This is a genomic window from Arthrobacter sp. TMN-49, assembly GCF_054511095.1.
Genome location: NZ_JBTNDH010000011.1, coordinates 42,587 through 68,673, shown reverse-complemented (window position 1 = coordinate 68,673; position 26,087 = coordinate 42,587). Strand labels below are relative to the sequence as shown.

At 62.0% G+C, this 26,087-nt stretch carries 18 protein-coding genes; 7 read left to right on the top strand and 11 right to left on the bottom strand.

Going from position 1 to position 26,087, the window contains the following annotated elements; translation table 11 throughout:
* Positions 1-3: 3 nt before the first annotated feature.
* Positions 4-1,158 (bottom strand): glycosyltransferase family 4 protein, encoded by a 1,155-nt coding sequence (locus ACX80E_RS06965; RefSeq protein WP_459301184.1) that lies wholly within the window; start codon positions 1,156-1,158, stop codon positions 4-6.
* 588 nt (positions 1,159-1,746) lie between these two features.
* On the opposite strand from ACX80E_RS06965, the gene ACX80E_RS06960 reads away from it, so the two are divergent.
* The 4 genes from ACX80E_RS06960 (at position 1,747) to ACX80E_RS06945 (ending at position 10,811) form a co-directional block, all read left to right on the top strand.
* Complete coding sequence (locus tag ACX80E_RS06960) at positions 1,747-2,547, top strand: hypothetical protein (protein WP_459301182.1); 801 nt, start codon at positions 1,747-1,749, stop codon at positions 2,545-2,547.
* On the top strand, positions 2,544-7,073 hold the full coding sequence (locus ACX80E_RS06955; protein ID WP_459301181.1) for a PKD domain-containing protein: 4,530 nt from the start codon (positions 2,544-2,546) through the stop codon (positions 7,071-7,073). The genes ACX80E_RS06960 and ACX80E_RS06955 overlap by 4 nt, the downstream gene beginning before the upstream one ends.
* Positions 7,074-7,169: 96 nt before the next feature.
* The gene (locus ACX80E_RS06950) at positions 7,170-8,078 is read left to right on the top strand and encodes a hypothetical protein (protein ID WP_459301180.1); all 909 of its coding nucleotides are present in this window, start codon (positions 7,170-7,172) and stop codon (positions 8,076-8,078) included.
* A 117-nt stretch (positions 8,079-8,195) separates the two neighbouring features.
* Positions 8,196-10,811: a PKD domain-containing protein gene (locus ACX80E_RS06945; RefSeq protein ID WP_459301179.1), complete on the top strand. Its 2,616-nt coding sequence runs from the start codon at positions 8,196-8,198 to the stop codon at positions 10,809-10,811.
* Positions 10,812-10,893: 82 nt separating this feature from the next.
* Here ACX80E_RS06945 and ACX80E_RS06940 read toward each other — a convergent pair whose 3' ends face one another.
* The 3 genes from ACX80E_RS06940 to ACX80E_RS06930 all read right to left on the bottom strand — a co-directional run bounded on the left by ACX80E_RS06940 (position 10,894) and on the right by ACX80E_RS06930 (position 15,796).
* Positions 10,894-13,005, bottom strand: coding sequence for a hypothetical protein (locus tag ACX80E_RS06940; protein ID WP_459301178.1), 2,112 nt, complete (start codon positions 13,003-13,005; stop codon positions 10,894-10,896).
* A 315-nt stretch (positions 13,006-13,320) separates the two neighbouring features.
* Entirely contained in the window at positions 13,321-14,256 is a 936-nt protein-coding gene (locus ACX80E_RS06935; protein WP_459301177.1) for a glycosyltransferase family 2 protein, read from the bottom strand.
* 28 nt (positions 14,257-14,284) lie between these two features.
* The gene (locus ACX80E_RS06930; protein ID WP_459301176.1) at positions 14,285-15,796 is read right to left on the bottom strand and encodes a lipopolysaccharide biosynthesis protein; all 1,512 of its coding nucleotides are present in this window, start codon (positions 15,794-15,796) and stop codon (positions 14,285-14,287) included.
* Between the two features lie 375 nt (positions 15,797-16,171).
* Between ACX80E_RS06930 and ACX80E_RS06925 the strand changes: the two genes are divergently transcribed.
* The 3 genes from ACX80E_RS06925 to ACX80E_RS06915 are packed head-to-tail and all read left to right on the top strand — an operon-like array spanning position 16,172 to position 20,373.
* On the top strand, positions 16,172-17,647 hold the full coding sequence (locus ACX80E_RS06925) for a tyrosine-protein kinase domain-containing protein (protein WP_459301175.1): 1,476 nt from the start codon (positions 16,172-16,174) through the stop codon (positions 17,645-17,647).
* 12 nt (positions 17,648-17,659) lie between these two features.
* Positions 17,660-18,964 carry a hypothetical protein gene (locus ACX80E_RS06920; RefSeq protein WP_459301174.1) on the top strand — a complete coding sequence of 435 codons (1,305 nt, stop codon included), beginning with the start codon at positions 17,660-17,662 and terminating at the stop codon, positions 18,962-18,964.
* Positions 18,961-20,373, top strand: coding sequence for a glycerophosphodiester phosphodiesterase (locus ACX80E_RS06915; RefSeq protein ID WP_459301173.1), 1,413 nt, complete (start codon positions 18,961-18,963; stop codon positions 20,371-20,373). Before ACX80E_RS06920 ends, ACX80E_RS06915 begins: the two co-directional genes overlap by 4 nt.
* Positions 20,374-20,482: 109 nt before the next feature.
* Here the strand turns inward: ACX80E_RS06915 and ACX80E_RS06910 are convergent, their stop codons facing one another.
* The 7 genes from ACX80E_RS06910 to rfbB all read right to left on the bottom strand — a co-directional run bounded on the left by ACX80E_RS06910 (position 20,483) and on the right by rfbB (position 26,084).
* The gene (locus ACX80E_RS06910) at positions 20,483-20,815 is read right to left on the bottom strand and encodes a nuclear transport factor 2 family protein (protein WP_459301172.1); all 333 of its coding nucleotides are present in this window, start codon (positions 20,813-20,815) and stop codon (positions 20,483-20,485) included.
* Positions 20,806-21,129 carry a hypothetical protein gene (locus tag ACX80E_RS06905; RefSeq protein ID WP_459301171.1) on the bottom strand — a complete coding sequence of 108 codons (324 nt, stop codon included), beginning with the start codon at positions 21,127-21,129 and terminating at the stop codon, positions 20,806-20,808. The genes ACX80E_RS06910 and ACX80E_RS06905 overlap by 10 nt, the downstream gene beginning before the upstream one ends.
* A gap of 188 nt (positions 21,130-21,317) precedes the next feature.
* Positions 21,318-21,611, bottom strand: coding sequence for an MBL fold metallo-hydrolase (locus ACX80E_RS06900; protein ID WP_459301170.1), 294 nt, complete (start codon positions 21,609-21,611; stop codon positions 21,318-21,320).
* Positions 21,612-21,730: 119 nt separating this feature from the next.
* Positions 21,731-22,216, bottom strand: a complete 486-nt coding sequence (locus ACX80E_RS06895) for a MarR family winged helix-turn-helix transcriptional regulator (protein ID WP_459301169.1) — start codon at positions 22,214-22,216, stop codon at positions 21,731-21,733.
* Between the two features lie 47 nt (positions 22,217-22,263).
* Complete coding sequence (locus tag ACX80E_RS06890; protein ID WP_459301167.1) at positions 22,264-23,571, bottom strand: UDP-glucose dehydrogenase family protein; 1,308 nt, start codon at positions 23,569-23,571, stop codon at positions 22,264-22,266.
* 62 nt (positions 23,572-23,633) lie between these two features.
* The gene (locus tag ACX80E_RS06885) at positions 23,634-25,052 is read right to left on the bottom strand and encodes a sugar nucleotide-binding protein (RefSeq protein WP_459301166.1); all 1,419 of its coding nucleotides are present in this window, start codon (positions 25,050-25,052) and stop codon (positions 23,634-23,636) included.
* On the bottom strand, positions 25,053-26,084 hold the full coding sequence (rfbB, locus tag ACX80E_RS06880) for a dTDP-glucose 4,6-dehydratase (protein ID WP_459301165.1): 1,032 nt from the start codon (positions 26,082-26,084) through the stop codon (positions 25,053-25,055).
* Positions 26,085-26,087: the final 3 nt, after the last annotated feature.

Genomic DNA, 26,087 nt, shown 5'->3' with positions numbered 1-26,087 from the left:
CAGCTAGGGACGGGTGATCTGCGCCAGCGCCGCCACCATCTGCTGCTGGTAGCTTCGCGTGTTATGGCGGTTGGCGGCAGTCACCGCGTCTTGACGGGCTGCGGCGCGGAAACGGGTCCAATCCTTGCCGATTCTTTCAATGGCGTCAGCAATGTCTTCGGGGCTGTCGACTGCCACAAATTGCGGGGAAAGGTAGCCCCCGGCAGCTTCTAACAACCCGGCCGAATTGCTGACGACCAAGGGACGCCCGGCCAGGATCGCCTCAACAGCAGTATTGCCAAACGGCTCATCGATGCGCGAGGGAACCACCGAGATATCAGTACGCTCCAGGTACGGCCACACATCAGGGCAGAAGCCGTGAAAGGTCACGGATTCCTCCAGACCCAGTGCAGCCGTCTGATCCCGCAGCTGGGCTTCATACCATTCGTAGCCAGGGTATACGGCCCCAACAATGTCCAGATGCGCAGCGATGTTGCGGTCTTTGACCTCAAACATGGCCGCTATCAGCGTGCCAACGCCCTTTCGATTCGATAGCCGGCCAACGTACAGCACCCGCAAGGGCGGCTCCGTGCCGGCCCGCGCCTGGGACATGGACGGCGGACCGGGCACTCCGTTGTAGACGACAGAAATTTTCGGCCCCAGGCGCGGGATCGCCCCGGTCAGGACATCGGCGCTGAAGCGACTGTTGGCCACTATGGCGTTTGCCAGCAGCAGCGGCGTGGCCAGGGCAAGCCTGGAGAGTCTCGAGACTGACTTTTCGGCTTCATGCACGTGCGCCAGCACAGGAATCGCAGACATTCTGGAGAGCAAAATCCACAAAGGTATTGTCACGGTGCTGACATACACCGCGTCGGGGCGAACCTTGCGCAGAAACACCAGTCCCTTGAGAAGATCTCGCAACGATTCTGCGGCCAGCAGCACAATCCCCAGGGGTGTGCGCGCAGATTTGCGCAGCACAGGGGTTGGGCACAAAACCACCTCGGCGCCTCGCTGCGTCAGCTCCGCCCAGAGGGGGCCGGTCTCCGGCAGTGTTGCCACCACGCGATGGCCTTGGGCCACCAACCCCTCCACGGTCTCCAGGAAGACACGATCGGCGCCGTAAAGTTCCGGGTTCGGATGGGCGGCCACAACGACCATGGCTTTGAGCGTGCGGACCATATTCAACCTCCGTCGGTCAATGGTGTGGCGCATCGTGAGGGGTCCTCGCGCATTGTTCGCCAGTCTAGGCCAGGACCAGCAGGGTGGGAAGCCCGCCTGTTCTGGTGGCAAAGCCATGCCCCACTCGAGGAATCCACCCGGAACCGAGTATTCAATCGAGCCAAAGCAAGTAGTAATGGCCACCCATTCACGTAACAACGCGGATCAATAGAGTACACCCACGCAGGGTAATCATTTTTATGTTTTCGAAGTGAGGTAGGAACCACTCGGGCGCTCGGCCGGAGAGAAACTTAGAGTCAAAGTCAAGACGCCAAGAATGTCAGGCGTAGTGGAAGCCAAATAACAAGGGTGGTCTCACACCATGGGTAATACATGGAGCTTGGAATGGGGTAGCCGGGTGCCCTTCGCACCGCGAACACGGTACGCGGGGAGGCGCGCAACGCCTGCCGGCGGCGGAACCAGTGAGCGAAATCGTTCCGGCGGTCTGCTAAGGATTGGCGCGTCTTATTCGCTGAGCACGCCTCAGCGGGCAGACCACGCGGCTGCTCAAGCCAGCGCGTCATCGGCCCGGGCCCTGAAAGAGGAACTATGACACATCAACCAGCAGCGCCGGACGCCGAGCCGGACAGCCACCGGTGGATCAAGAAAATCTGGGTGATGGTGCTGGTGGGTGCGCTCGCCGTTGCCGTCTGGGGTGTCGTGCAAGCAGTCAACACCTCGCCAACAGGCTCCGAGGTGGGGCAGGCCGGCACACAGTCGCAAGCAGCAAATCCCACCGGCAGCGCAGCCGCCCCAGCGACGGCTGGGCCTACATCGACAGCTGGCACCACGCCGTCGGCCAGCCCCACAGCAAAGCCGAGCGCCCCGGCAGCAAGCAAATCTGCCGCCGCCAAACCCACGGCAGCTGCCCCCACAACGCCGGGATCCGGACCGGACCTGGGTAAGGACGCGGCCCTGGCCGCCGTGCCGCAGCCAGTCGCCGCTCCGGTGCCCCTGGACAAGGCAGTCACAGTCAATCCCGGCTTGGGCGTCTCAGTGGACAACATTGCCGCCGTCGACGGGGTCGCCGAAGGCATCGGCGAGATCGCCGGACCGGCCATCCGTTTCACGGTGGTGGTTGCCAACAACTCCGGCAAGGATCTAACAACCAACAACTTTGCTGTGACGGTCGAGTACGGCAAGGACAAGATCCCTGCCGTTCAGCTGAGCGGGCCGGGAACAGCTGCATTCCCGCCCGTCATTGCGAACAAGCAAACCGCGTCGGCCACTTTTGTCTTCAACGTGCCGCTGGCGCAACGCCAGCAGGTGCGCATCCTCACCAGCCTTAATGCTTCCTCGCCCATCGCAGCCTTTGAAGGTGCTGTGTCAGTCAGTAAAGGAACGCCATGAAAAAACGGGAATACACGGTCTCAGGTAGCCTGTTCGGCCCAGCGGGAATGCGTCGCCGCATTGTCACGCTCGGCCGGCAAACCGTGGCCACCCTCCTGGGTGCAAGCCTTGTCATGTCCTTGGGAGTCCTTGGCGCGGTGTCGGCAACAGCCGATACTGCCCCCACGGATCCCAACAATCCGGCCACGCCGGAAACTGTTTCCGCAGACGCCCTGCCCACAGTCCAAATGAACGGTGTCGCGTGGCGCCAGCTGGTGGTGGGCAACACAGTCTATGTGGTGGGTGCTTTTACTACCGCCCGCCCGGCAGGCTCTGCCCCGGGCACCAACACGGTGGTGCGGAACAACATTCTGGCCTACGACATTCGGACCGGAAACCTCATCACCAGCTTCGCGCCGAGTTTGAACGCCCAGGCCACGGCCATTGCCGCGTCACCTGACGGCACCCGGATTTATGTGGGCGGCCAGTTTACCACCGTCAACGGGGCCACCGTGTGGCGGGTCGCGGCACTCAACGCCACCACCGGTGCCCTCATTACAAGCTTCCTGCCCAAACCGGCGTCAACGGTGTATTCCATCGTTGCCACCGACACTACCGTCTACATGGGCGGTCTGTTCAAGGCTGTGGGCGCAGTAACCCGCGACCAGTTGGCCGCCTTCAGCGCCATTGACGGTTCACTGCTCGGGTGGGCTCCGTCGGCGGTTGGCGGCAAGGTCAACGCCATGGTGCTGTCCCCGGACAAGACCAAGATGGTGGTGGGTGGACAATTCACCACCCTCAATGGCTCCTCCAACCCCGGCTACGGTCTAGGGGCGGTTGATGCCGTCTCAGGGGCGCTTTTGCCCTTTGCCGCGAACTCGGTGCTGGTGCGTGACGGCGGAGCTAATGCAGCCATTGTCAGCCTGGCCGCCGACGGTGACCAGGTCTACGGCTCCGGGTTTGTGTTTGGCTCTGGTGGCAACCTTGAGGGTGTCTTCTCGGCCAATTGGAGCGACGGGGCCGTCAAATGGATTCAGGACTGCCACGGTGACACCTATGACGTTTATCCCGACGAAAAGGCCGTCTACGCCGTGGGCCATGCGCACTACTGCGGAAATATTGGCGGCTTCCCACAAACCACGCCGTGGGGATTTCATCGTGGATTGGCCTTCACCAAGGCAGTGACAGGCACCATTACCCCGGACCCGTACGGCTACTTCAACTATGCCGGCACTCCGCGTCCCTCGCTGCTGAACTGGTACCCGGACCTTGACACGGGAACAGCCTCCGGACAAAGCCAGGGGCCGTGGACGGTGGCAGGCAACACCAGCTATGTTGTCCTGGCCGGAGAGTTCTTGAACGTCAATAACGCCGCCCAGCAAGGTTTGGTGAGATTTGCGAAGAAGGAGATCGCACCCAACAAGCAGGGTCCACGACTCTCAGGTTCACGCATCAACCCCTCGGTGGTTTCACTCTCCCCGGGCACTGTACGCATCGGCTGGCAGGCCAACTGGGACCGTGACAATGAAAACCTGACGTACAAGGTCATCCGGGACGGCATCATTCCCTCACCCATCTACACCGTGACGCAGGCGTCAACCTTCTGGAACCGGCCCGCCATGGGCTATGTTGACACAGGTCTGGTGCCGGGGCAGGAGTACCGGTACAGAATCTTTGTCACCGACCCGTTCAACAATGAGGTCAGATCGGAAACCATCTACGTGACGGTGGCCGATGCGGCAGCGGCAAGCGCCTATGGCGACAAAGTCCTGGCCGACGGGGCCGCGGACTACTGGCGGCTGGGTGAAGCCGCCGGAACCACAACATCCCTAGACTGGGCCGGCTGGTCCGATCTGGCTGTGGGCACGGGGGTCACCCGCGGCGCCGCAGGGGCGCTGGCGAACGATCCCAACACCGCCAGCACCTTTGATGCGACCACCAATGGTATGGCTGCCACGCAGGCCGCACTTCCCGCTTCCAACACCTTCAGCGCCGAGATGTGGGTCAAAACCACCACCAACCGCGGCGGGAAGATCCTGGGGTATGGAAACGCCGCAACGGGACTGTCCTCCAACTATGACAGGCATGTATATATGGACAACTCCGGGCGCATCTACTTCGGGGTGTACAACGGCAGCGTCCAGACGGTAAACTCCAGCGCAAGCTACAACAACGGGCAATGGCACCATATTGTTGCCAGCCTGGGTGTCGGTGGCATGAGCCTCTGGGTTGATGGCCTGCAGGTTGCCACCAAACCAACTGTCACCACCGGCCAAACCTACAACGGGTACTGGCGCCTAGGCGGGGACAACCTCAGCGGGTGGACGGCCAGGCCAAGCAACACTTACCTCGCCGGCTCCATTGACGAGGTAGCCATCTACAACAGCAACCTAACCCGGGCCCAGCTGCAAAGCCACTACCTGCTTTCGGGGCGGACGTTGAACATCCCGGCGGACGCTTACGGGAAAGCCGTGTATGACGGCGATCCGCTGCTGTACTGGCGGGTGGGCGAAGCTACCGGGACAACGGCGGCCGATTCGGGCCCATCCTCGCACCCCGGCAGCTACAGCATCGGCGTCACCAAGGGAGCCGCCGGTGCCCTGAGCGGCCAAAGCAACACGGCCGTGACCTTCAATGGAATCACGGGGCTGCTCTCCAGCAATGATCAATTCAGCAGCCCCACCACCTTCTCTGAGGAGTTGTGGTTCAAAACAACCACGACTAGCGGTGGCAAGCTCATCGGTTTCGGCAACGCGCGGACTTTGCTTTCCAGCACCTACGACAGGCACGTCTATATGGAGACCAACGGGCGGCTGACGTTTGGCACCTATACAGGGGTGCAAAATGTGGCCACCTCCACGAGTTCGTACAACAACGGCCAGTGGCACCACATGGTGGCAACCCAGGGTGCCAACGGCATGAAGCTGTACGTCGATGGCGCCTTGGTGGCGTCCAATCCGCAAACAGCCGCGCAAAACTATAACGGCTACTGGCGTGTTGGCAGTGACACCACCTGGGGGCCGCAGCCATACTTCGCCGGCACCATTGACGAGGTGGCAGTATACCCGACGGCGATATCCGCCAATGCGGTGGCCAACCACTACGCACTGGGCACCACAGGCGCCCCGGCGAATGTGGTTCCGGTGGCGGCGTTCACGTCCTCGGCGGTCGCCTTGAAGGCCTCCCTTGACGGTTCCGGCTCCACGGACAGTGACGGCACCGTTGCTTCCTACGATTGGGACTTCGGCGACGGGACACCGCACGGCTCCGGGGCCACCCTGGATCACAGCTACGCAGTGGGCGGGACATACCAGGTGGTGCTGACGGTTACCGACAACGCCGGCGGCACGGGCACCGTGACGCACCCCGTCACGGTGGCTCCGGCACCGAATGTGGTTCCCGTGGCGGCGTTCAGCTCCTCGGTGGCGACGCTGACGGCGTCCCTTGACGGTTCCGGCTCCACGGACAGTGACGGCACAGTTGCTTCCTACGATTGGGACTTCGGTGACGGATCGGCCCACGGCTCGGGGGCAACCCTGGATCACAGCTACGCAGCGGGTGGGACGTACCAGGTCGTCTTGACTGTTACTGACAACTCCGGTGGTACGGACTCGGTGACGCACCCCGTCACGGTGGCGCCCGCCAATGTTGTTCCGGTGGCCGCGTTTACCTCCTCGGTGAATTTCCTGCAGGTTTCACTGAATGGTTCCTCCTCAACGGACAGTGACGGAACAGTTGCTTCCTACGACTGGGACTTCGGTGACGGGACAGCGCACGGCACGGGGGCAACCCTGAACCACGACTACGCTGCGGCCGGGACGTACCAGGTGGTCCTGACAGTCACCGACAACTCCGGCGGCACGGGCACGGTGACGCAGGCCGTCACACCCGTGGCAGCACCGGCGGGGGTCCTGGCACAGGACGACTTTGGCAGGACTGTCACCGGGGGGTTGGGTTCGGCCGATGTTGGCGGAGCCTGGACCCTGAGTGGTTCAGCATCCTTGTACTCAGTTTCCGGCGGTCAAGCCGGGATGGCGCTGACCAAGGCTGGTGCGGGGCCTGGGGCTTATTTGAACTCCGTGTCCTCAAGCAGTGCGGACTCCGTGGTTAAGTTCTCCCTCGACAAGATCGCCAACGGTGGAGGTTCGTACGTTTACCTTCTGGGCCGTTCGGTATCCGGCGCCGGTGACTACCGGGCCAAGGTGAAGGTGGCCGCCGACGGCACCCTGACCCTGTACACAACCCGCATTGTGGGCGGGGTTGAGACCACGCTGAGGACGGTCAACATCACCGGCTTCAAGTTGGTGGACAACCAATCCATGACGCTTCGTCTGCAGGTGATTGGCACTGGCACAACCACCATCTCGGCGAAGTTGTGGAGGACATCAACAACCGAACCTGCCGCATGGCAGGCCACCGGCACTGACACCACGGCGGCGTTGCAGGTGCCGGGGGCAGTAGGTCTGTTTACCTACATGTCGGGATCGTCAACGAACTTCCCGGTTTCCGTGAAGTTTGACGGACTGCTGGTGACACAGGTCCCCTAGCAAGGATCCAACGGAGCAGCTGAAATTCACTCGGTCCTGTGCAGCGTGGCGGCTGCACAGGACCCCAAGTGCGGAAGGGAGGTGTCGATGCCGGCCATGGAAGAACACTCAAAATGGCAGCCGGTGCGGGGCATGGCTCGGCGGTGGCGCAAAAAATACAGGAAGGCCAGCAGCGTCCTTCGGGCCTTACGGTTGAGGGCGCAGAATCGGCTCAGTCGCACGGCAGTGGTGGGAACAGTCCCGGTGGCAGTGTCACTGACAAGTTACGGTGACCGTGTCCCGTCCGTGGCCCTGGCCATCGAGTCCATCGCGGCGGGGACAGCCAAACCGGCCCGCCTCATCCTGTGGCTCGACGATGACCTTGAGTTACCCCCGGGAGGCTTGCCAAAGTCCCTGCGGCGTTTGCAGCGTCGCGGCTTAGAGATCCGTGTGGCCGAAAACGTGGGCCCGCACGGAAAGTACTTTGGCTACGTCAACTCCCTTCCCCACCATGAACTGCCGCTGGTGACGGCCGACGACGACATCATGTACCCCCGGCGCTGGCTGGGCAGCCTCTATGCCGCGCACCAGGCCCACCCGGAGGACATCAACTGCCACTGGGCCAAAGCGTTGACCACCAGCCGCGGCCGTGTTGACCCCTACGCCGCCTGGCCCGTGGTCCGTGACACCGTGGCGCGGCCGGGGAATTTTGCGCTCGGTGTCTCCGGGGTCATCTACCCGGCGGCGATGCTGAACGAACTGGCCAGCAGGGGCAAAGCCTTTTCCGCGTATTGCCCGAAAGCTGATGATATTTGGTTGCACTGGACGGCCCTGCAATGTGGGACGAAAATACGTCAAATAGTGACGGTGGCGCATCATTTCCCGATGATTCCGGGCACCCAGGATACGGCACTGGGCCAAGGCAATGTTGCCAACGGCGGCAACAACATGTGCCTCCAAAAGCTCTATACGGAAGGAGACATCCTGGCCCTGAACCAAGCAACGGCACAACAGCTGGCGCGGTAGTTTCCTCGCTCCGGCAGACAACAGTGTGCGACCAAGCCGGTCTCCCTTGGGCGCGTCCAGGTCTCAGCGTCATAGTTTTGACAGCCCAGCATGGGGCTCAATTGTAGGAGACGTATCATGACACCATCACAATCCATTGACATAACGGCTGGGACGCCGCGGTGGCGTCGTGGCTTTAGCCACCTGCGGCGGATCCGCAACGTCATGGCAGTGGCGGCAAGCACCGCGTTGATTGCCACTATGATGGTGGCAGGGTCGCGTGCAGCCACCGCCGATACGGCCCCGCCAAACCCCAATGACCCGAAAACACCTGTCACCGTTTCGGCGGACGTGCTGCCCACCGTCCAGATCAACGGCGTGGTCTGGAACCAGACCGTCATCGGCAACACCGTCTACGCCGCGGGCAGCTTTAGTACGGCACGCCCGGCCGGGGCCGCGCCCAACACCCAGACAGTCACCAGAAACAACCTCCTCGCCTACAATCTGAGCACCGGCGCGCTCATCAGCTCCTTTGCCCCGAGCCTGAACGCCCAGGCGTACGCCATCACGGCGTCCCCTGACGGGTCACGGCTCTACATCGGCGGCGACTTCACCTCCATCGGCGGAACCCAAGTCTGGCGTGTTGCGGCACTCAATCCGACCACGGGTGCCGTGATCACCTCCTTCCGGCCGCGCATGGGTGCCTCGGTGCGAGCCATCACTGTCAGCAGCTCCACCGTCTACATGGGCGGATTGTTCCCCAATGTGGGCTCAGCCACGCGCAACCGGCTGGCCGCCGTCCGGGCCTCCGACGGCGCCCTGCTGGCGTGGGCTCCCAACGCCAATCAGCGGGTCAACGCCATGGTCCTCTCGCCCAATGCCGGACAGGTGGTAATTGGCGGCGCCTTCACCACACTCAACGGCTCCAATAGGCCCGGTTACGGCTTGGGCCGGGTGGACGCCGTCACCGGTGCCACGATGTCCCTGGATGCGAACAATGTGGTGCGCGACGCGGGGCCGCAATCCGCCATTCTTTCACTCTCCAGCGACGGCACCAACTTTTACGGGACCGGCTACATTTATGGCACAGGCGGAAACTTGGAGGGCGGCTTCTCGGCCAACTGGTCGGACGGGAAGATTCGCTGGGTTCAGGACTGTCACGGCGACAGTTACGGTGCCTGGGCCTCACCCGCAGCGGTGTACATGGTGGGACACGCCCACTACTGCCTCAATATTGGCGGCTTCCCCGAGACAACGCCGCGCAGCTATCACCGAGCCTTGGCCTTCAGCAAGGCCGCCACGGGTGTCATGACCAAGGACACTCAGGGGTACCCCAGCTTCACGGGGGTGGCATCGCCGTCGTTGTTGAACTGGTACCCGGATCTGAACGCTGGGAGCTATACGGGCCAAAGCCAGGGCCCGTGGGCCGTAAGCGGCAACAACGACTACGTGGTCCTGGGCGGTGAGTTCACCACTGTGAACGGCATCGCACAGCAAGGGCTGGTCAGATTCGCCGTGAGCAGCATCGCACCCAATAAACAGGGACCAAGGAACACGGTGGTGCCAACGGCCAGCTACGTCAGCCCCGGAAAGGCCAAGGTGACATGGAAGACGTACTGGGACCGCGACAACACCAATCTCAGCTACTCGGTGATTAGGGATGGAAACACCGGATCCCCGGTCTACCAGGTCAAGCAGATCTCAACCTTCTGGCAGTTGCCGACCCTTTCCTTTACCGACAGCGGGCTCTCGGCAGGAAACCACAGCTACCGGGTCATCACCACCGACCCCTTTGGCAATCAGGTCAATACAGCCACCGTCACTGTCAACGTTCCCGTCGGCGGGACGGGGAACTCGCCGCCCACCGCGGCATTCAATGTCACCAACAACGGGCTGCAGATCTCCGTCAACGCCTCCGGCTCCTCGGATCCGGACGGGAGCATCAGTAACTATGCGTGGAATTTTGGTGACGCCAGCACCGGATCCGGGCAGCAGACTACGCATACGTACGCTGCGGCCGGCAGCTACCAGGTGGTGCTGACGGTCACTGATAACGCGGGTGCCACAGCCTCCACCACCAAAACCGTTCAAGTCTCCACCACACCTCCGGTGGGCGGGGTGGTGATCAGCGACGACTTCAACCGGACCCTCAGCTCGGGGTTGGGCACCGCCGATCTGGGCGGGGTCTGGACACTGAACGGGGCGCCGTCGTACTTTGCCGTAGCCGCCGGGGCCGGGCAGTGGAAGCTGCCCTCGGCAGGATCCGGACCCTCCGCCTATCTGCGTAGCGTGTCGCTGACCAGCGCGAATTCCACCGCTGTGCTGTCCCTGGACAAGGCCGCCGCGGGCGGGCCGGTGTACGCATCGCTGGCCGGGCGCAGCATCAGCGGCGTGGGGGAGTACCGGGCCAAGTTGAGGTTCGACGCCGGCGGGCAGGTCACCCTGTCCACCTCCAGGGTGGTGGGTTCCACCGAAACAACCCTGAGTCAGGTGGTGCTGGCCGGGATCGTGTACCAAGCCAATGCCAAACTCCAGGTCCGGATTGAGGTCACCGGAACATCACCAACCACCGTCCGGGCGAAGGCTTGGGCGGCTGGCGCAGCCGAACCATCAGCGTGGCAGCTCCAAACCACCGACAACACCGCGACGCTGCAGTCCGGGGGTGGTGTGGGGATCGTGACGTATGTGTCCGGCGCCGCCAGCAATGCCCCGCTCGTGGTCAGGATTGACAGCTTGAGCGTGAGTACCCCGTAACGCGCCGGCAGGATTAAATGGCTCTGGCCCTGCCGCCGCAGTGAATGCGGGGCAGGGCCAGAGCTATTTGGGGCTTGGTTGTTTAGCTGTTGTAGCGAATTCCGAGATCGCGTCCAACTGCCAGGAAGGCACCGGAATCTTCCCAGACGTTGGTGGTCAGGCCGGTAACAACGCTGGCGGACTGGCTGATGATGCGGATGGGGTACTTGGAGCCGTTGCCAAAGTCCATCTGGTTGCGGCCCAGGTAGTTGCCGCGCACGGTCACCGTGATGTTGGCATAGTTCTTCGCCGTGTGGTCGATATTGATGCTGGTCTGGCCGTCATCAACCCAGTTCTTTTCAATCACCACATTGGCCAGTTTGGCCACGTTCTGTTGGATCATGATGCCAATGCCGCCGTGGGTGCCGCGGGGGCTCGGGGCACTCCCGGCACCGGTGACGATGGATGAAACAACCGTGTTGCCGAAGAGGTGGATATTCTCGCCACCTTGAATCTGAACACCATCATTGTGGGTTCCATCGGAGTGGGCGGGGTCATTGCTCCAGAACGTCAGGTCATGAATGTAGTTCCCGGAGGCGGTCACATTTGCATTCGGTGAACCACCGGGCTTGTTGAAGATGCCCAGCCCGTCGTTAGTGCGGTAAATGTGGTTGCGTGTTGCCGTGTAGTCGTGACCAACAATCCCGTCACGGTAGTACGACGCCTGGTCGGGGGTGATCGTGTTGTTTGAAACGACCAGGTTCTGCACGTTTACGTTATTGGCGTCAATGATTCCGGTGTTGCTGTTGGGAATGTACTTTCCGCCGCGAAGGTGGCTGTTCTTGATGACAACGTTCTTGGCGCGCACCTTGATGTCACCGTAGATCATCAAACCGTCAAGAACCGTATTGTCCTTGTCGATGATCAAGTCAGCTCCGCTGGTGTTGTAGGGCGTGAGTTTCGCCCCGGCCGGGGCGCCGGTATTTGTTGCGTTGGGCTTGCCGGTAGTGGGCTGTGGGGCTGTCACAGCAGGTGTGGTCGCAGCGGGAGTGGTCGGCGTGGGCGCCGGCGTCGTCACAGCAGGAGCGGTCGGGGTGGGCGTCGGGGTGGGAGCCGGCGTGGGAGTCACCGCCGGCAGCTGGTTGGAGGAGGCGACGTCGTCAAAGCGGATGCCCGAGTTGCGGCCCACGGCCAGCAAGGTGCCATTGTCGGCCCACTTGTTGGTCGAAAGACCCGTCACGGTGCTGGCCTTCTGGCTCTTGATGCGAATGACGTACTTGGAGCCGTTGCCGTAGTCGAACTGGTTGCGGCCCAAGGAGTTCTCCCGCACCGTGACGGCGATGCTCGGGAACTTGGTGACGGTGTGGTCGATGTTGATGCTGGCCTTGCCGTTATCAACCCAGTTCTTTGCCACAACAACGGTTTCCAACTTGGAAACATTTTGCTGCAGGGTGATTCCACTGTTCCCATAGCTGGGCGTGCCGGTGGTGATGCCGGGGCCGCGCTGGAGAACGCTGGCAACAATGTTGTTGCCAGTGATGTTGATGTTGCGCCCGCCCTGAACCTGGATGCCGTCGTTTGCCGTGGCCTTGGGCTGGGTGGTGTCGTTGACGAACTGGGTCAGCGAGTGAATGTAGTTGCCGGTGGCCGTCACATTGGCGTTGAGGGAACCGCCGGGCTTGTTGAAGATGCCCAGACCATCATTGGTGCCGTAAATATGGTTGTTCGTTGCCTTGTAGTCGTGCCCGACAACACCGTCACGGGTGGTTGAGGGAGCATCGGGGGCAATGGTGTTGCCGGAGACCACAAGATTGAGCACCTTGGCGTCATTGGCGTCGACAATTCCGGTATTGGTGGCTGGTTTGGACTTGCCGCCGCGAAGATAGCTGTCACGAATGACAACGTTCTTTGCACGCACCTTGATGTCCCCATAGATCATCAAGCCGCTCAGCACCGTATTGTCCTTGGTGATGATCAAGTCGGCGCCGCTGGTGTTGTACGGTGTCAGCTTTGTCCCGGCCGGCACACCTGTTGTTGCGGGGGCGGGCTTATATGAGCCGGGCACGCTGGTGATTTGAGACGACGGGGCCGCCGTGGCCATCTGGCCGCCGACACCCCCCGCAGCAGCAGTGAGCAGCAGGGAGCCAAGAGCAATGGTGGCTGTGCGCTTCTTGAGTTTTGAAGTGTTACGGGCAAGGGGGAGAGTTGTGTTCACTTAATTTCGCCGATTTTAGAGATTCCGGGCACGAAGAAAGCGATGAGCATACTGACAGGAGCTAGGCACAAGGCACTAGCTAAGAATTAGACGATTCTGCGCAGTATTCCTGCGGCCTAAATCCTCATTGTCTCTACAAGTCGAGTCCACAGAGGAGTCATCGCGAGAGTCCTTCGACCCCGGCGGGCATTTTTAAAATGTAACCGTATCGTGACCATTGAGCAAGTTTATGGCGCATCAAACGTCACAATGTGATGCAAATCAATGGATTGCACGCGTGTTCGAGTGGACTTCTGGGAACCCTTTGGGTAACTACTAGGGTTTTCGTTGATATTCGCTGTAAACATACCCGAAGGCGCCTGAGAGCATTCCGGCGCCCCGGGCCGTCGTACGCAGTCCCTTGGCGCGATGCTTGGGGGCCCGCAACACAACGCCCAGGGAGTACCTGCCAAGACCGCCCGCCAGGCGAAAGCCGCCACGAGCGGAAAGGACTGTCCGGGTCAGCAACTGTTCCTTGGGGCCCGCCGCCAGTTCCAGAGCCACCCGACTCCAGGAATTCCCGCTGCGCAGCGACCGTCGCAGCACCCAATCCTTGGTTAGCCGGCTCACCGGAACCCTGTCGATGACTATGGCCTCATCGCACCACTCCATGCGGGCGCCGCTGGTGACCAGCCGCCGGGTGAACAAGGTGTCCGAACCGCCGCTGAGGCCAAACCGTTCGTCAAAGGTCAATCCAAGGGAGCGGATCTGCCCCAAGTCCAACAATAAGTTGTTGGTCGCAGCAACCGTCAGGGGAGTCCCCGAGGCCATGCGCCGCCGCTTGAAGAACTCGCCCTCCTTGATCCACCCCGAGGGTTCCTGCTCGTATTCGGAGATGACGGGCCCGGCCACGGCTGCAGGCCGGGTGGTCAGGTACTGCGCCAGCAACAAGTTAATCCAGTTCTCAACCGGCACCTCGTCGTCGTCGATGAAAGCGAGCACCTCGGCCCCGGCGGACTCCGTCAGGGCCCGGTTTCGGGCGGCAGCAATGCCCGGCTGGGTCTCATTGGCGTAGCGAAGATTTGCGGCGTTGAACGATTCCACCATGGACCGGGCGCTACCGTGCGGATCGTTGTCGATCACGAGCACCGAGCACTCATGGCTACACGACTGCGCCTGTTCGAGCAGTCTGGGCAGCGCAACACCAATATCCGCCGGACGCTTGTAGGTGAGGACGGCAATCACAACCCTGATTTCGCTGGTGCTGGGCACTGCGGCCTCCTTGCAAATAACAACAGCACTACAGGCTGCCGGCTTTGGGCTTACGTATTAAAAGGTGAAGTTGGCTCAGGACCCAGCGGGTGGCGCGCCGGTGGAATAAGACCAACACGGCCGCGGCGACGGCGGTAAAAGCAAGCAGTCCAAGAAGGATGAGCAGGGGGTCCGGAAGCGCAAGCAAGCTCATGCCGAGGTAGGCCAAGGCCCCCCACAGGCTGGCGTGCAGGGCGGGGGCCAGTGCGCGTAGTTGCGAGCGGATCCGAATCCCACACATCTTCTTTTGAATGAGGAGGAGTGCGGGGGCCAACAGAAAACCTGCCGCAGTCAAGCCCACAGCCACACCCAGGATGCCGAACTGCAGCCCAATAACGATGCCACCGACCTGCACCAGGGTCGCAAGGATCTCATACACAAAGTTGAGTCGTGCATGCCCCATGCCCTTCATGAGGGTGGGGGTGATGTAGAGGATGGTTTCGCGCGCCCCGCCAATGGCAAGGACCGTGATCAGGGGTGCTGCGGGCAACCACTGATCACCCAAGACCACATGGACCAATTCGGGTGCGGCAACGGCCACCCACGTCATGACGGGAATGACGGCAAACGCCAGAATTCGGGTAGATTTCAGCAGGTTTGATGCCACCAACTCCCGATCATGGGCCATGCGCGAAAACGCCGGGAACATGACCCTGTTCACCGATTGCCCGAGGAGCTGAACTGGCACCACCAAAATTCGGTAGGCCATGCCATAAAGCGACAGGGACGTCAGGCCCAAATACCGGCCAACCAAGATGTTGTCGATATTTCTGGAGAAATAGGCCAGGAAGTTTGTGGCCAGCACCTGCAGGCTAAATGACAGTAGCGGGCCAAGGCTCATGAAATGAAAATTGGGTACGGGCCCCCGCGCAACCACCAGCACAATGATCACCGTCAGCAAGTCTGTAGCCACCACCTGGAAAACGATGGCGAAGTAGCTGGCACCCAATGCCGCGGCAAGAATACCCGCCGCGGCCCCGCACGCGGCGCCCACAATGTCCGCCCACGCTACGCCCACGAACCGCAGCTCCCGCGAGAGCAAGGATCGCGGCGTGATGGCCAGGGCCTTTAGGGGCAAGCCGCAGGCGAGCAGAAGCAGCACGGGGGATAGTTCGGGAGCGTGAAAGAAATCCGCCAGTGCCGGTGCTAAAAACCAGGTGGCCGCCGCCAGGGCCACCGACATGACCACGTTTAAGGTGGCGGCGGCCCCCGGCATGGCCCTGGACAGTGTTGGTCGCTGGATCAAGGCAGCCGACAAGCCCTGATCAAGCAGCAAGGACGTAAACGTCACGTAGATGCTGGCGGCGCTGATCACACCGTAGCTGCTGGGACCGAGAATGCGGGCCAGCACCAAGGCGCTGACTATTTGCAGGACTTGCCGGGAGAGGACCGCCAGCAGGCTCCAGCGAACACCCTGGACGGCTGTGGCGCCTTCAAACTGTGGTTGTGCGGACACCAGCGGCTCCTGGGCAGAAACCACTCTCCGGCGATCGACGCTCATGCGCATACACCACGGTTCCGCCCGGCAGCGCCTACCGGACGCCGCAGCGGCCCACGCCACAGACGGGGACTGCGGCATGTTCGGGCAAGGGAGAAACTACTGCTACAGAGGCGAATGAGCGTCCCCTTTCCGTGCCGTTCCGAAAAAGAATTTCACAGGTATTTGTACAGTAGTCCACGGACCCATGCTTTGGTGCTGGGCGCCTTAAAATGCCTGCCCAATCTTTGCTGGCAAACAATCGGCTTTATTGTTGCGCAGGTATGTAAGAATGGGGATGAAACGGAGGCTACGCGCTCAGGCGATCCAAAAAACACTTCGCCGGTGCAATCACCACCAGAGTCGGGTGGCTTCGGATGTGGGAAGCGAAGTGATGCAGTGGAGCTTTCAGAAGTTGTCCGTGCACTAGGCCGGCGCTGGTGGATTATCGCCGCCACCCTCGCGGCGGGGATCGCCATCAGCCTTGGTTCTATCGCAGCCACCCAACCCGTCTACCGAAGCTCGGTGGGGTTCTTTGTGGTTGCCCCCACGGCCGACCGACTATCGGCTTTAGAAGCTGACAATTTGGTGCGAGGCCGCATCACCTCCTACGCCAGCCTGGTGACCAGCGACCGGTTCCTGGAACAAATAGTCGCCGCCACCGGTGACGGTGTCACCAAGGCGCAGGCAGCCAACAGTATTAGCGCGTTTGGTGATCCCACCACATTGTTGCTCAAAGTTGAGGTCAACGATGTGGATCCCCAGCGATCGTTGGCGATGGCCACGGCAGTGTCCACCCACTTTGGCGCCTTGGTCAACGAACTTGAAGGCAGATCCAAGACCTCTGATACCGAGACAGTGCTCAACGTGGTCTCGGGACCCACCCTGTCACCCACTCCTGTGGAACCTCGAAAGGCCCTGAATCTTGGGTTGGGAGTGCTGCTGGGCCTGGCGGTTGGAACTGGAATCGCCATTGCCCTCCACCGTGGTGACAGCACCATCCGCAAGGAGGAACAACTGACGGCGGGGCTGTCGTTGCCGGTGTTGGCCACACTGCCCAAGGACAAAGTGGCAAAGAACGCCGCGCACATGATGGTCCCGCACGCCAACTCGGTGCTCGATGAGGCTGCCCGACGGCTTCGAACCAGCATCCAGTTCCACCCCCGGTCCCAGGAACTGCAACTGCTGGCTGTCACGGCGGCCCAGGCGGGGGACGGAACCACCACGACTTCGCTCGTGCTGGCCAAGGCGGTCTCCGAGACGGACCGCAAGGTGCTCCTGGTGGAAGCAAATTTGCGGATGCCAGAACTCGCGGCCCATCTGGGGCTGGACTCCGGGCCCGGCCTGACGGAGGTCCTGGCGGGGACCTGCGAGGTTGGCGAGGCCATTCAAAAAACATCCAACCACAGCCTCGACATTTTGGTGGCTGGCAAACACACCGACCGTCCGGCGGAGTTGCTGGGTGCAGGCATCTCGGAGTTGATGAAAACGATCCGAGAGCGTTACGACGTCATTGTGGTCGACACTGCCGCGCTCTCGACGTGGACGGACGCCGCGCTGGTGGCAGCAGCCGCCGACGGAACCATAGTGGTGGCACGCCATGGCAAGACCACCCCGGCCATGCTCGAAGCTGCCACGCATTCACTGGGCTCCGTAAGTGCCGAGGTTCTCGGAACTGTGTTGAACGCAAAACCGATGAAACGCTCCCAAAGCCATGAAGTCATGGTCGGCAAGGGCTACTCGGATGGCCGGGTGAACGACGATGTGCCGCATCCGGTTGCTGGGGAGTCAACGCCGGCTGGGGTGAAGGCGCCAACGCCGCCGGCCCACGTCGGCCCGGATGTGAAACGACGCACCTCAGGAACCAAGATTTAGGAGTAGCTTGCCGTGCTGCAACTAGGGCTGTGGATCGGATTGTGCGGGGCCGCTGCCTTTGTGTTGCGCCGCAAACCGTTCATCCTGGTCGTGGCCGTGCTGGCGCTGATGTTCTTTGTCCCCACCGTGGGTAGCCCCTTGATCACGGGGCAAAGCGCCGGGCCCTTGTCCCTCCACGCCGGGAGCTGGCTGATTTTCCTGACCGCCGCGGTTCAACTGCTTTTCAACTCCGACGCCGTGGCGCGAGTGATCTCCAAGTACGCATATCTGTTCCTTACTTTGGCCGTTGTGGCGGTGGCAGGAATCCTTGCCACGGAGGCTCAGGGCAGTGGCGGTGGCCTGGTGGTGCTGGTGGACCAGGTGATGGCGCCTGTGGTGTTGTTCATCGTCATAGTCTCCCTTGGGCCCAAGGACCCGGCCCTGGTGACTAAATTGCGGGCCGTGCTGTTAACCTTCGCGGCGGCCGTGAGCGTCATTGCCGTGATCCAGTGGAGCACCCACAGCGTGCTGTTCTATGAAAACGGTTTTGAAACCCAGTATTGGTTCACGCCGGAACAATCACGCTGGATGGGCACCTTTGACCAGCCGTTGGCTCTGTCCTTCGCCCTGTGCACAGTCGCTGCCTTGTTGGCCGGGGTTCGGCGTCTGGCCATCCAACTTCCCCTGCTGGCACTGTTTGCCACGGCAGTATTGACCACCCAGTCACGGGTTGGCATCCTGATCTTCCTCGCCGTGGCCCTGCTGGTGGTGATGAGATCCACAGCAAAATTCCTGGCCAAGGCCTTCATGCTGGTGGTGTTGGTGACGGCCGGGTACCTCTTCTACGATTCACCCCTGGCCGCGGGCGTTTTGGGCAGGTTTGTTGATGACACGGGCTCCGGCCAGGCCCGGGAGGCGGCCACCAGATTCTTCCTGGATACGTGGCCGCAGTTCATTCTCACCGGGCAAGGAATGACATCGAGCTACCAGGTGGGGCAGACCGCCGGCCTCGGGACAAGCCTGGAAAGCTCCATCTTGATGTACTCGATAGATGTGGGTGTCTTGTTCGCCCTGATGTATTTTGGCTCCATGGTGTTCATTGTGCTTCGCGGTGCGCGGGCCAAGATCGGTGGGGGACTTGTCCTTGCCGGCGTGTTGGCGGTAGCCATACCGCAAACGTACAGTTCCCTGGCAACACGCTCAGTGGCGGGGATCATTGTCTGGACGATCCTGGCCCTGATTGTTGTGGCCACTGACGCGCGCTCCGCAGCAGGGGACCGGGGCACGAATGTTGGTGAACCAGGCATCGACTATCAACGAGGGCGAAGCCTGAAATGAGCACAGCAGTCAGCCGCCGACAGTTTTTGATCCTCAGTACAGCCCTGCTCGCCTTGAGCGCCTGCGACTCGGGACCGCCGCCGGCGAACTTCACCGTCAAGGACTTGTTTGCCACCACGCCGTTCTATATTGCCCACCGTGGGTCCGGGGACAACTGGCCCGAGCATACCCAATCCGCCTACCACCGCGCCGTGGAGGCAGGGGCGAAGGCCCTTGAAATATCCGTTCAGGCCAGCAGCGACGGGGTGTTGATTTGCCATCATGACCTCTCCACCTTGCGGATGACTGGTGTGGGCGTGGACATTGCCACAAGCACCTTCGCGGAGCTGCAAACGTTGGACAACAACGCCCGCCAGTGGCTGGGACCGCACAGTAACTTATTGCCGATTCCCCGGCTCAAGGAGGTCCTTGACGAACATGCCGCCCACCGGGTCATCTTTATCGAAGACAAACAAGGAACCAACACGGAGGCCCTGCTAGAGCTGATGGAAAGCTACCCCAACCCGACGGAGCATTTCATTTGGAAACAACCCGCCCCGTCCCGACGGTTTAGTGTTTTCAAGGAGAAGGGCTACGCAACGTGGGGGTATTTTGCGCCGGAAGACTATGCCAAGATTGCGCAGTTTTCCGGCGATTTCGACTACCTGGGTGTTCACCACTCGGCGCCGCAGCGCATTGTTCAGGAGCTGGTGGACACGGGCAAACCCGTCATTTGTTGGGAAGTTCATACCCGGTCGTTGCGGGACACCATGGCCGCATGGGGTGTGCAGGGAATGATGTGCTCCAACTTCCCCTACGTCACCTCGGGAAAGGCGAAGAGCACCCACGACCAATTCTCCACGGGGCTGCGGGCGGCCGGGGATCTGCCGTCGGCCCTGGCCTGGAACAGGCAGCCGCTGCTCATACCCGGGGCAGCGGCTGTGCGCTTGGACCAAAAAGAAAAATCAAGCTACAGCATGGGATCGCTGTGTCCCATCCAGCCGCGCAACTACACCATCAGTTTTCACCTGGCGTGGCCGGATAAGGTACCGGCCGACTTTGAACACGCCGGTGTTGCCTTCGGCCAAGAAAGTGATGCCGCCTACCTGGTGCGAGAACCCAGCGAGGTGAGCGGATATCACCTGGTCCTGCGCGGCAGTGGCTCCCTTGAACTCTTCTCCAGGGCCGCCGGCAAGGTGTCCGGAAAACTGATCAGAGCGGTGAAGACCGAGCCGCCAAAAGCCGGAAACTGGATGCGGTTCCGGATTCAAGTCAGTGACACCGAGCTGAGAATCGACCGCGACGACGGCATTGGCTGGTTGCTCACCTCACAGGACAGCCAGTTCCGGGGCGGCTACTTTTCCCTGTGCCGAAACTACGACAACGGGCCCGCCGCACAGTTTCGAAGCATCTCCGTGAGCGACGCATAGCGCCGGTCCGGTCAGCTGGGTGGGGGCTGGCTTGCCTCGGCGACTTTCTCTGTGTCGACGAATTGTTCGAAACGGACGATGAGCCCGCCACGGACGACAAAGTGGTGGGCTACCCGGACGTTGAGGGGTTTCCTGTCGCCAGGTGGGTGGCCGTGTACCGGGCCAGGACCACCACGTTTTCGCCGTCGACGATGTAGGTGTGGTCGTGGGCCGTCCGGCCTTCCCAGTCCCGGCCGAGGACTTCCATGACATTGGAGGTGACGCTGGTGGGGGTGCGGTAGGTGCCGGCAAGGGGGAAGCCAGCCATTTCGGTCCATTCGACATCCGGGGCCAGCGTGGCACGAAGTGCCTCGAGGTCACCGGCAGCCGAGGCGAGGTATTGCCGGCGGACGACGTCGCGCGGGGAGGTTGACGGGGCGGGTTCGGTGTTGGTCAGCCCCATGTCATTTCTCCCGTGGCAACCTTGGGCCCGACTTGTGCGGCGATGAGCATACCGGAGTTCGGGTACTTTTCGACCAGCGCGGCGGTAGCTGTTGCTGCATCGGCCGCGGTGGAGAGGAATCGCTCGAAGTCTTGCAGGTACGTCCGGGTGTAGGTGATACCCGTGGCGTCGTTGGCAGATCCCGGCAGGCGGTGGCCTGCGATGACGAGGTCCGGGTCCAGGGCCTGCATCTGGTCAAGGAGATCGATCCAGGCGGAGCGCAACGCGGCAGTTGCGGTATCTGCTGTCCAGACGTGCTCCTCCTGGAAGACCAAAACCCGCCGACGACTGCGTGGTGATCTGCGTTGTACAGGTAGTGACGGTCGGGAAGGGCCGCCGAGCCGCCCCGGAGCTCGAAGCGGTAGCTTTCGAGGTCGATCGCGTCGGCCCTGAGGGGAGTGATGGCGGCCAGGCGGGTGGGCAGGTTTGCCCCCAAGGCGGCCCAGGCTGCGAGCTTGCCCTCTTAGCTCACCTTGATGTGCTCAATGACGAGGGGGGTCGCCAGGATTCTGGCCTCGGGGAAGGCGCCGGCGATGACTTCCAGGCCGAAGTAGTAGTCGGGGTCGGTGTGGCTGATGAAGACAGTTTCCAGGTCCTTGCCGGAGTCCAGGACTGCCGCGACGAGACGGTGCCCGTCAGCCCGGGTGAAGCCGGCGTCCACGAGCAGTGCCTTGGTGTGGCCGGTGATCAAGGTGGCTGACTTGTTGGGCGAACCCGCAGGGAAGTCGAGATCGAAGACCTCAAATTTCAGTGACATGTGGTGAACCTTTCCTCGATTGGCCTCGATTTGCCCGGGGTGAGTCGCGCCGGGCGCGTCCACTCAAGTACAACAATAGCTGAGCTGTCAGCTATTCCCGAGTTCCCTGACATGGCCGATCAGGGCATGATCGGCAGCAGCTGCGCGGCGTTTTTGCTGATCTTTTTCACGGCGGTGGCAAAAACCTCGGCCTCGGCGGGGGTGAGTAGATCCACAAGGTACGTTTCGATGTTCTCCACGTGGCGGGTACTGGCGCAAAGAAGCACGTCCTCTCCCCGCGCCGACAGACGGATCAGCTGAACCCGGGCGTCGCGAGCGGAGCTTTCGCGTTCAATCAGGCCCAGTGTTGCCGCGCGCTGCACCAAACGGGTCGCTCCACCTGAGGTCAGGACCCTCGCCTGGGCGATGTCGCGCACCGGGATTCCCTCGGCGCCGGCCCGCCCTGCCAGGAGAAGAAGTTCAAAGAGTGGGTGCGTGATGCCGAACTCTCGTTCCAGGCCGCGGCCAAGGAGGTATTCCAGCCGGTTCGCCGCACCCAACAGGCGCCCGAAGACCACAACACGAGGATCATTGGCCGCTTCTTGGCCGGACTCAAATTTCTTCACTGCTCAACACTATGCGCAAGCGCCGGAGGGCGGTGGCTGGACCAGCTCTAGGGGCGGCCCAGGGCGCGGTACGTCCACCCGGCCGCGCGCCATTTGCCCGGGTCCAGACAGTTGCGGCCATCCACAATGACAGGGGCCGCCACCAAGGCCGCCAACTCAAACGGGTCCAGGTCAACGTATTCTTGCCATTCGGTCAGCAGCATGATGGCGTCGGCGCCCGTGACAGCTTCTTCCAGTGACTCGGAAAACACCAGCTCCGGGAACCGCTTGGCCGAATTCGCCACCGCCTTGGGGTCGGTGGCCACCACCGAGGCGCCCTGGAGCTGCAACTGTGCCGCCACGCTCAGCGCGGGGGAGTCCCTCACGTCGTCGGAATTGGGTTTGAAGGCCAAGCCCAACACGGCGATGCGTTTGCCCAGCAGGCTGCCCCCGCACACCTCGCGGGCCAGATCGATGGTGCGTGACCGCCGTCGCATATTAATCGAGTCAACCTCGCGCAGGAACGTCAAAGCCTGGTCCGCCCCCAACTCGCCGGCTCGGGCCATGAACGCGCGAATGTCCTTGGGCAGGCAGCCACCACCGAACCCGAGCCCGGCGTTGAGGAAGCGGCGCCCAATCCGGGGGTCGTGCCCTATCGCGTCAGCGAGCTGGACCACGTCGGCACCGGCCACCTCGCACACCTCGGCCATGGCGTTGATGAAGGAAATCTTGGTGGCCAGGAAAGCGTTTGCCGCCACCTTGACAAGTTCGGCGGTGGCGAAGTCGGTAACAATCCGCGGCGTTCCGGCACTCAACGCAGCAGCATAAATCTCATCCAGGACCAGTGCGGAGTCCTCAGTGCCGGCCGCCAGACCGTACACCAGCCGATCTGGCGCCAAGGTATCTGCCACGGCAAATCCCTCGCGCAAAAATTCCGGATTCCAGATCACCACGGTGTCGGGGGAGTCCTGGTGGATTCGTTCGGTGATCCGGGCGGCAGTACCCACCGGCACGGTGGACTTGCCAACAACAATGGCCCCGGGACGCAGGTGCGGGATGAGGCTATCCACGGCGCTGTCCACAAAACGCAGATCCGCGGCCTTTTCATTCTTGCGCTGCGGTGTCCCCACCGCCAGAAAATGCACCTCACACGGCGCAACCTCGGACACGTCCGTGGTGAAGGTCAATCGGCCGCCGCTCAACCCCTTGGCGAGCAACTCTGGCATGTCGGGCTCAAAGAAGGGCGCGTTCCCCTCATTGAGCGAGGCAATCTTGGCGTCATCAACATCAATGCCTACGACGTCGTGCCCCAAGTCCGCCATGCACGCCGCGTGTACGGCACCTAAATATCCACAACCTATGACTGAAATGAGCATTGAGACCCCTTAGGCCTACCAGTGACTTCTGTTGAGTGGTGCTACGAGGCAAGTGTATCGCTTCACGCTCGCGGGGTCAGGAATTCCAGGAGCCGGCTCCGTGCACTGGGCGGGTCGAATCCGGTGGCCCGAATCTTTGCCAGGGCAAGGGCCGAGTGGGTTGGCCGTGGCGCTGCCTCTTTGCCAGCGAAGTAGGCCGCGGCGCTGACCCCTGTGACCCACTCGCGGGGCAGACCCAGCGCCTGGTACACGTCAGCGGCAATATCCGCCCAGGACTGGAGCGGGCCACTGTTGCTGAGGTTGTAGGTGCCGTACGCGGCGCCGGTGGCGAGCAGGTGGCCGATGCCTGCCGCGATATCGGCGGCGAAGCTCAAGCGGCCGTACTGATCGTTGACCACCTGCGGTTGGTGCCCGCGCCCGGCCAAGGCGGCCATGGTGGCGATAAAGTTATTGCCACCGCCCACCACCCAGCTGGTACGCACGATGTAGTGGGCGGGCACCGTGGCGGCGGCAATGTCACCGGCGGCCTTGCTCTGCCCGTACACGCCCAGCGGCGAGAGCGGTTCCTCCTCCGTGTGCACGGACATGCTGCCGTCAAAGACGTAGTCGCTGGAGATGTGCACCAGCGTGATGTTGTGGGCGGTGCAGTGCCGGGCCAGGGTCGCCACAGCCGTGGCGTTCACCGCCCAGGCCGCCGCCCGGCCGGCAGCGGTTTCGGCCGAGTCCACCGAGGTGTAGGCGGCGGCATTAATGATGGTGGCGTAGCCGGTGAATTCTGTGCCGGCGAAGGGATCCGGCCCGGCCAGGTCAAGGTCCGTGCGTGTGGCAAACTCGACGCAAGGATCGCCACTGAACAGGTGACGCAACGCCATGCCGAGCTGACCATTGGCGCCCAGAACCAGCGTCTTCTTCGGTGCCATGGCGCTCACCTGCGCCAAGAACGGGTGGTCCTTGTCCTTGCTGGAGAGTTCAGCCTGCGTCAGCGGGATGGGCCAGGGAATGTTCACCGTGGGATCGGCCAGGTTCAAGAACGTGTAGCTCGCCTGCGCTGCCGCCGACCAGTGGTCGTTGACCAGATAGCTGTAGACGGTGCCGTCGCTGAGGGTTTGAAAGGCGTTGCCCACACCTCGGGGGATGAAAATCGCTGTGGCAGGATCCAGCACGGCCGTGAAGACAGTGCCAAACGTGGGGCCAACACGCAGATCCACCCACGCACCAAAGACGCTACCTGTCGCCACGGAGATGAACTTGTCCCACGGTTCTGCATGGATGCCGCGGGTGGTACCTGCTTTTTCGTTGAAGGAGACGTTGTTTTGTACGGGGCCAAAATCGGGCAGTCCCGCGGCCACCATTTTCTCCCGCTGCCAGTTCTCCTTGAACCAGCCGCGGTTGTCCCCGTGCACCGGCAGTGCAAAAAGCAACACCCCGGCAATCGGTGTTGTGGTGCAGCTGAGCTGTTTACCGAATTCCAGGTCTGGCATCTATGCGCCCCGGCCGGACGCTGCTGGGCGGAGCCGCTCACCGGCGGCCACATACTTTGCCTCGGTGCCGGCCTTTTGCGCCCGCCACCAGTGTTGGTTTTCCCGGTACCAGTCAATGGTGGCGGCAAGTCCCGCCGCAAAATCGGAGTGGGCGGGAACCCAGCCCAGTTCGGTCCGCAACTTGCTGGAGTCGATAGCGTAGCGCAGGTCATGGCCCGGCCTGTCGGTCACCAGATCGTAAGCGTCCGCCGGCTGGCCCATGCTCGTCAGGATGGCCTCGATGACCTCCTTGTTGCTCTTTTCCCCGTCGGCGCCGATCAAGTACGTTTCCCCCGGCACGCCACGGGCCAAGATGCGCAGCACGGCGCGGGAGTGGTCCTCGGCGTGGATCCAGTCGCGCACATTGTGCCCCGAACCGTAGAGTTTGGGCCGGATGCCGTCAAGGATGTTGGTGATCTGGCGGGGGATGAACTTCTCCACGTGTTGGTACGGGCCATAGTTGTTGGAGCAGTTGCTGATGGTCGCCGCCACCCCGAAGGAACGCACCCACGCCCGCACCAGCAGATCCGAGCCGGCCTTCGTGGCGGAATACGGGCTCGACGGGTTGTAGGGGGTGTGTTCGGTGAACCGGCGCGGATCATCCAGCGCCAAGTCCCCGTAAACCTCGTCCGTGGAGATGTGGTGGAACCTTTTCCCGTGCCGCCGCACCGATTCCAGCAGCGTGTAGGTGCCCATAATGTTCGTGGCCAGAAACGGTGAAGGATCGCTCAAGGAGTTGTCATTGTGAGACTCGGCCGCGTAGTGGACCACGGCGTCCACCCCGGCAACCAGTGAATCCACCAGGGCCGCATCGCAAATATCGCCGCGAACAAAGCTAAGACGCTCCGCCGGCAGTCCGGCCAGCGAGGATTGGTGGCCGGCGTACGTCAATTTATCCAGCACTATCACCTGAAAATCGGTGTGAGCTATGACATAGTGGACAAAGTTAGCCCCAATGAAACCAGCACCACCGGTAACCAGAAGTCTCATCATGAC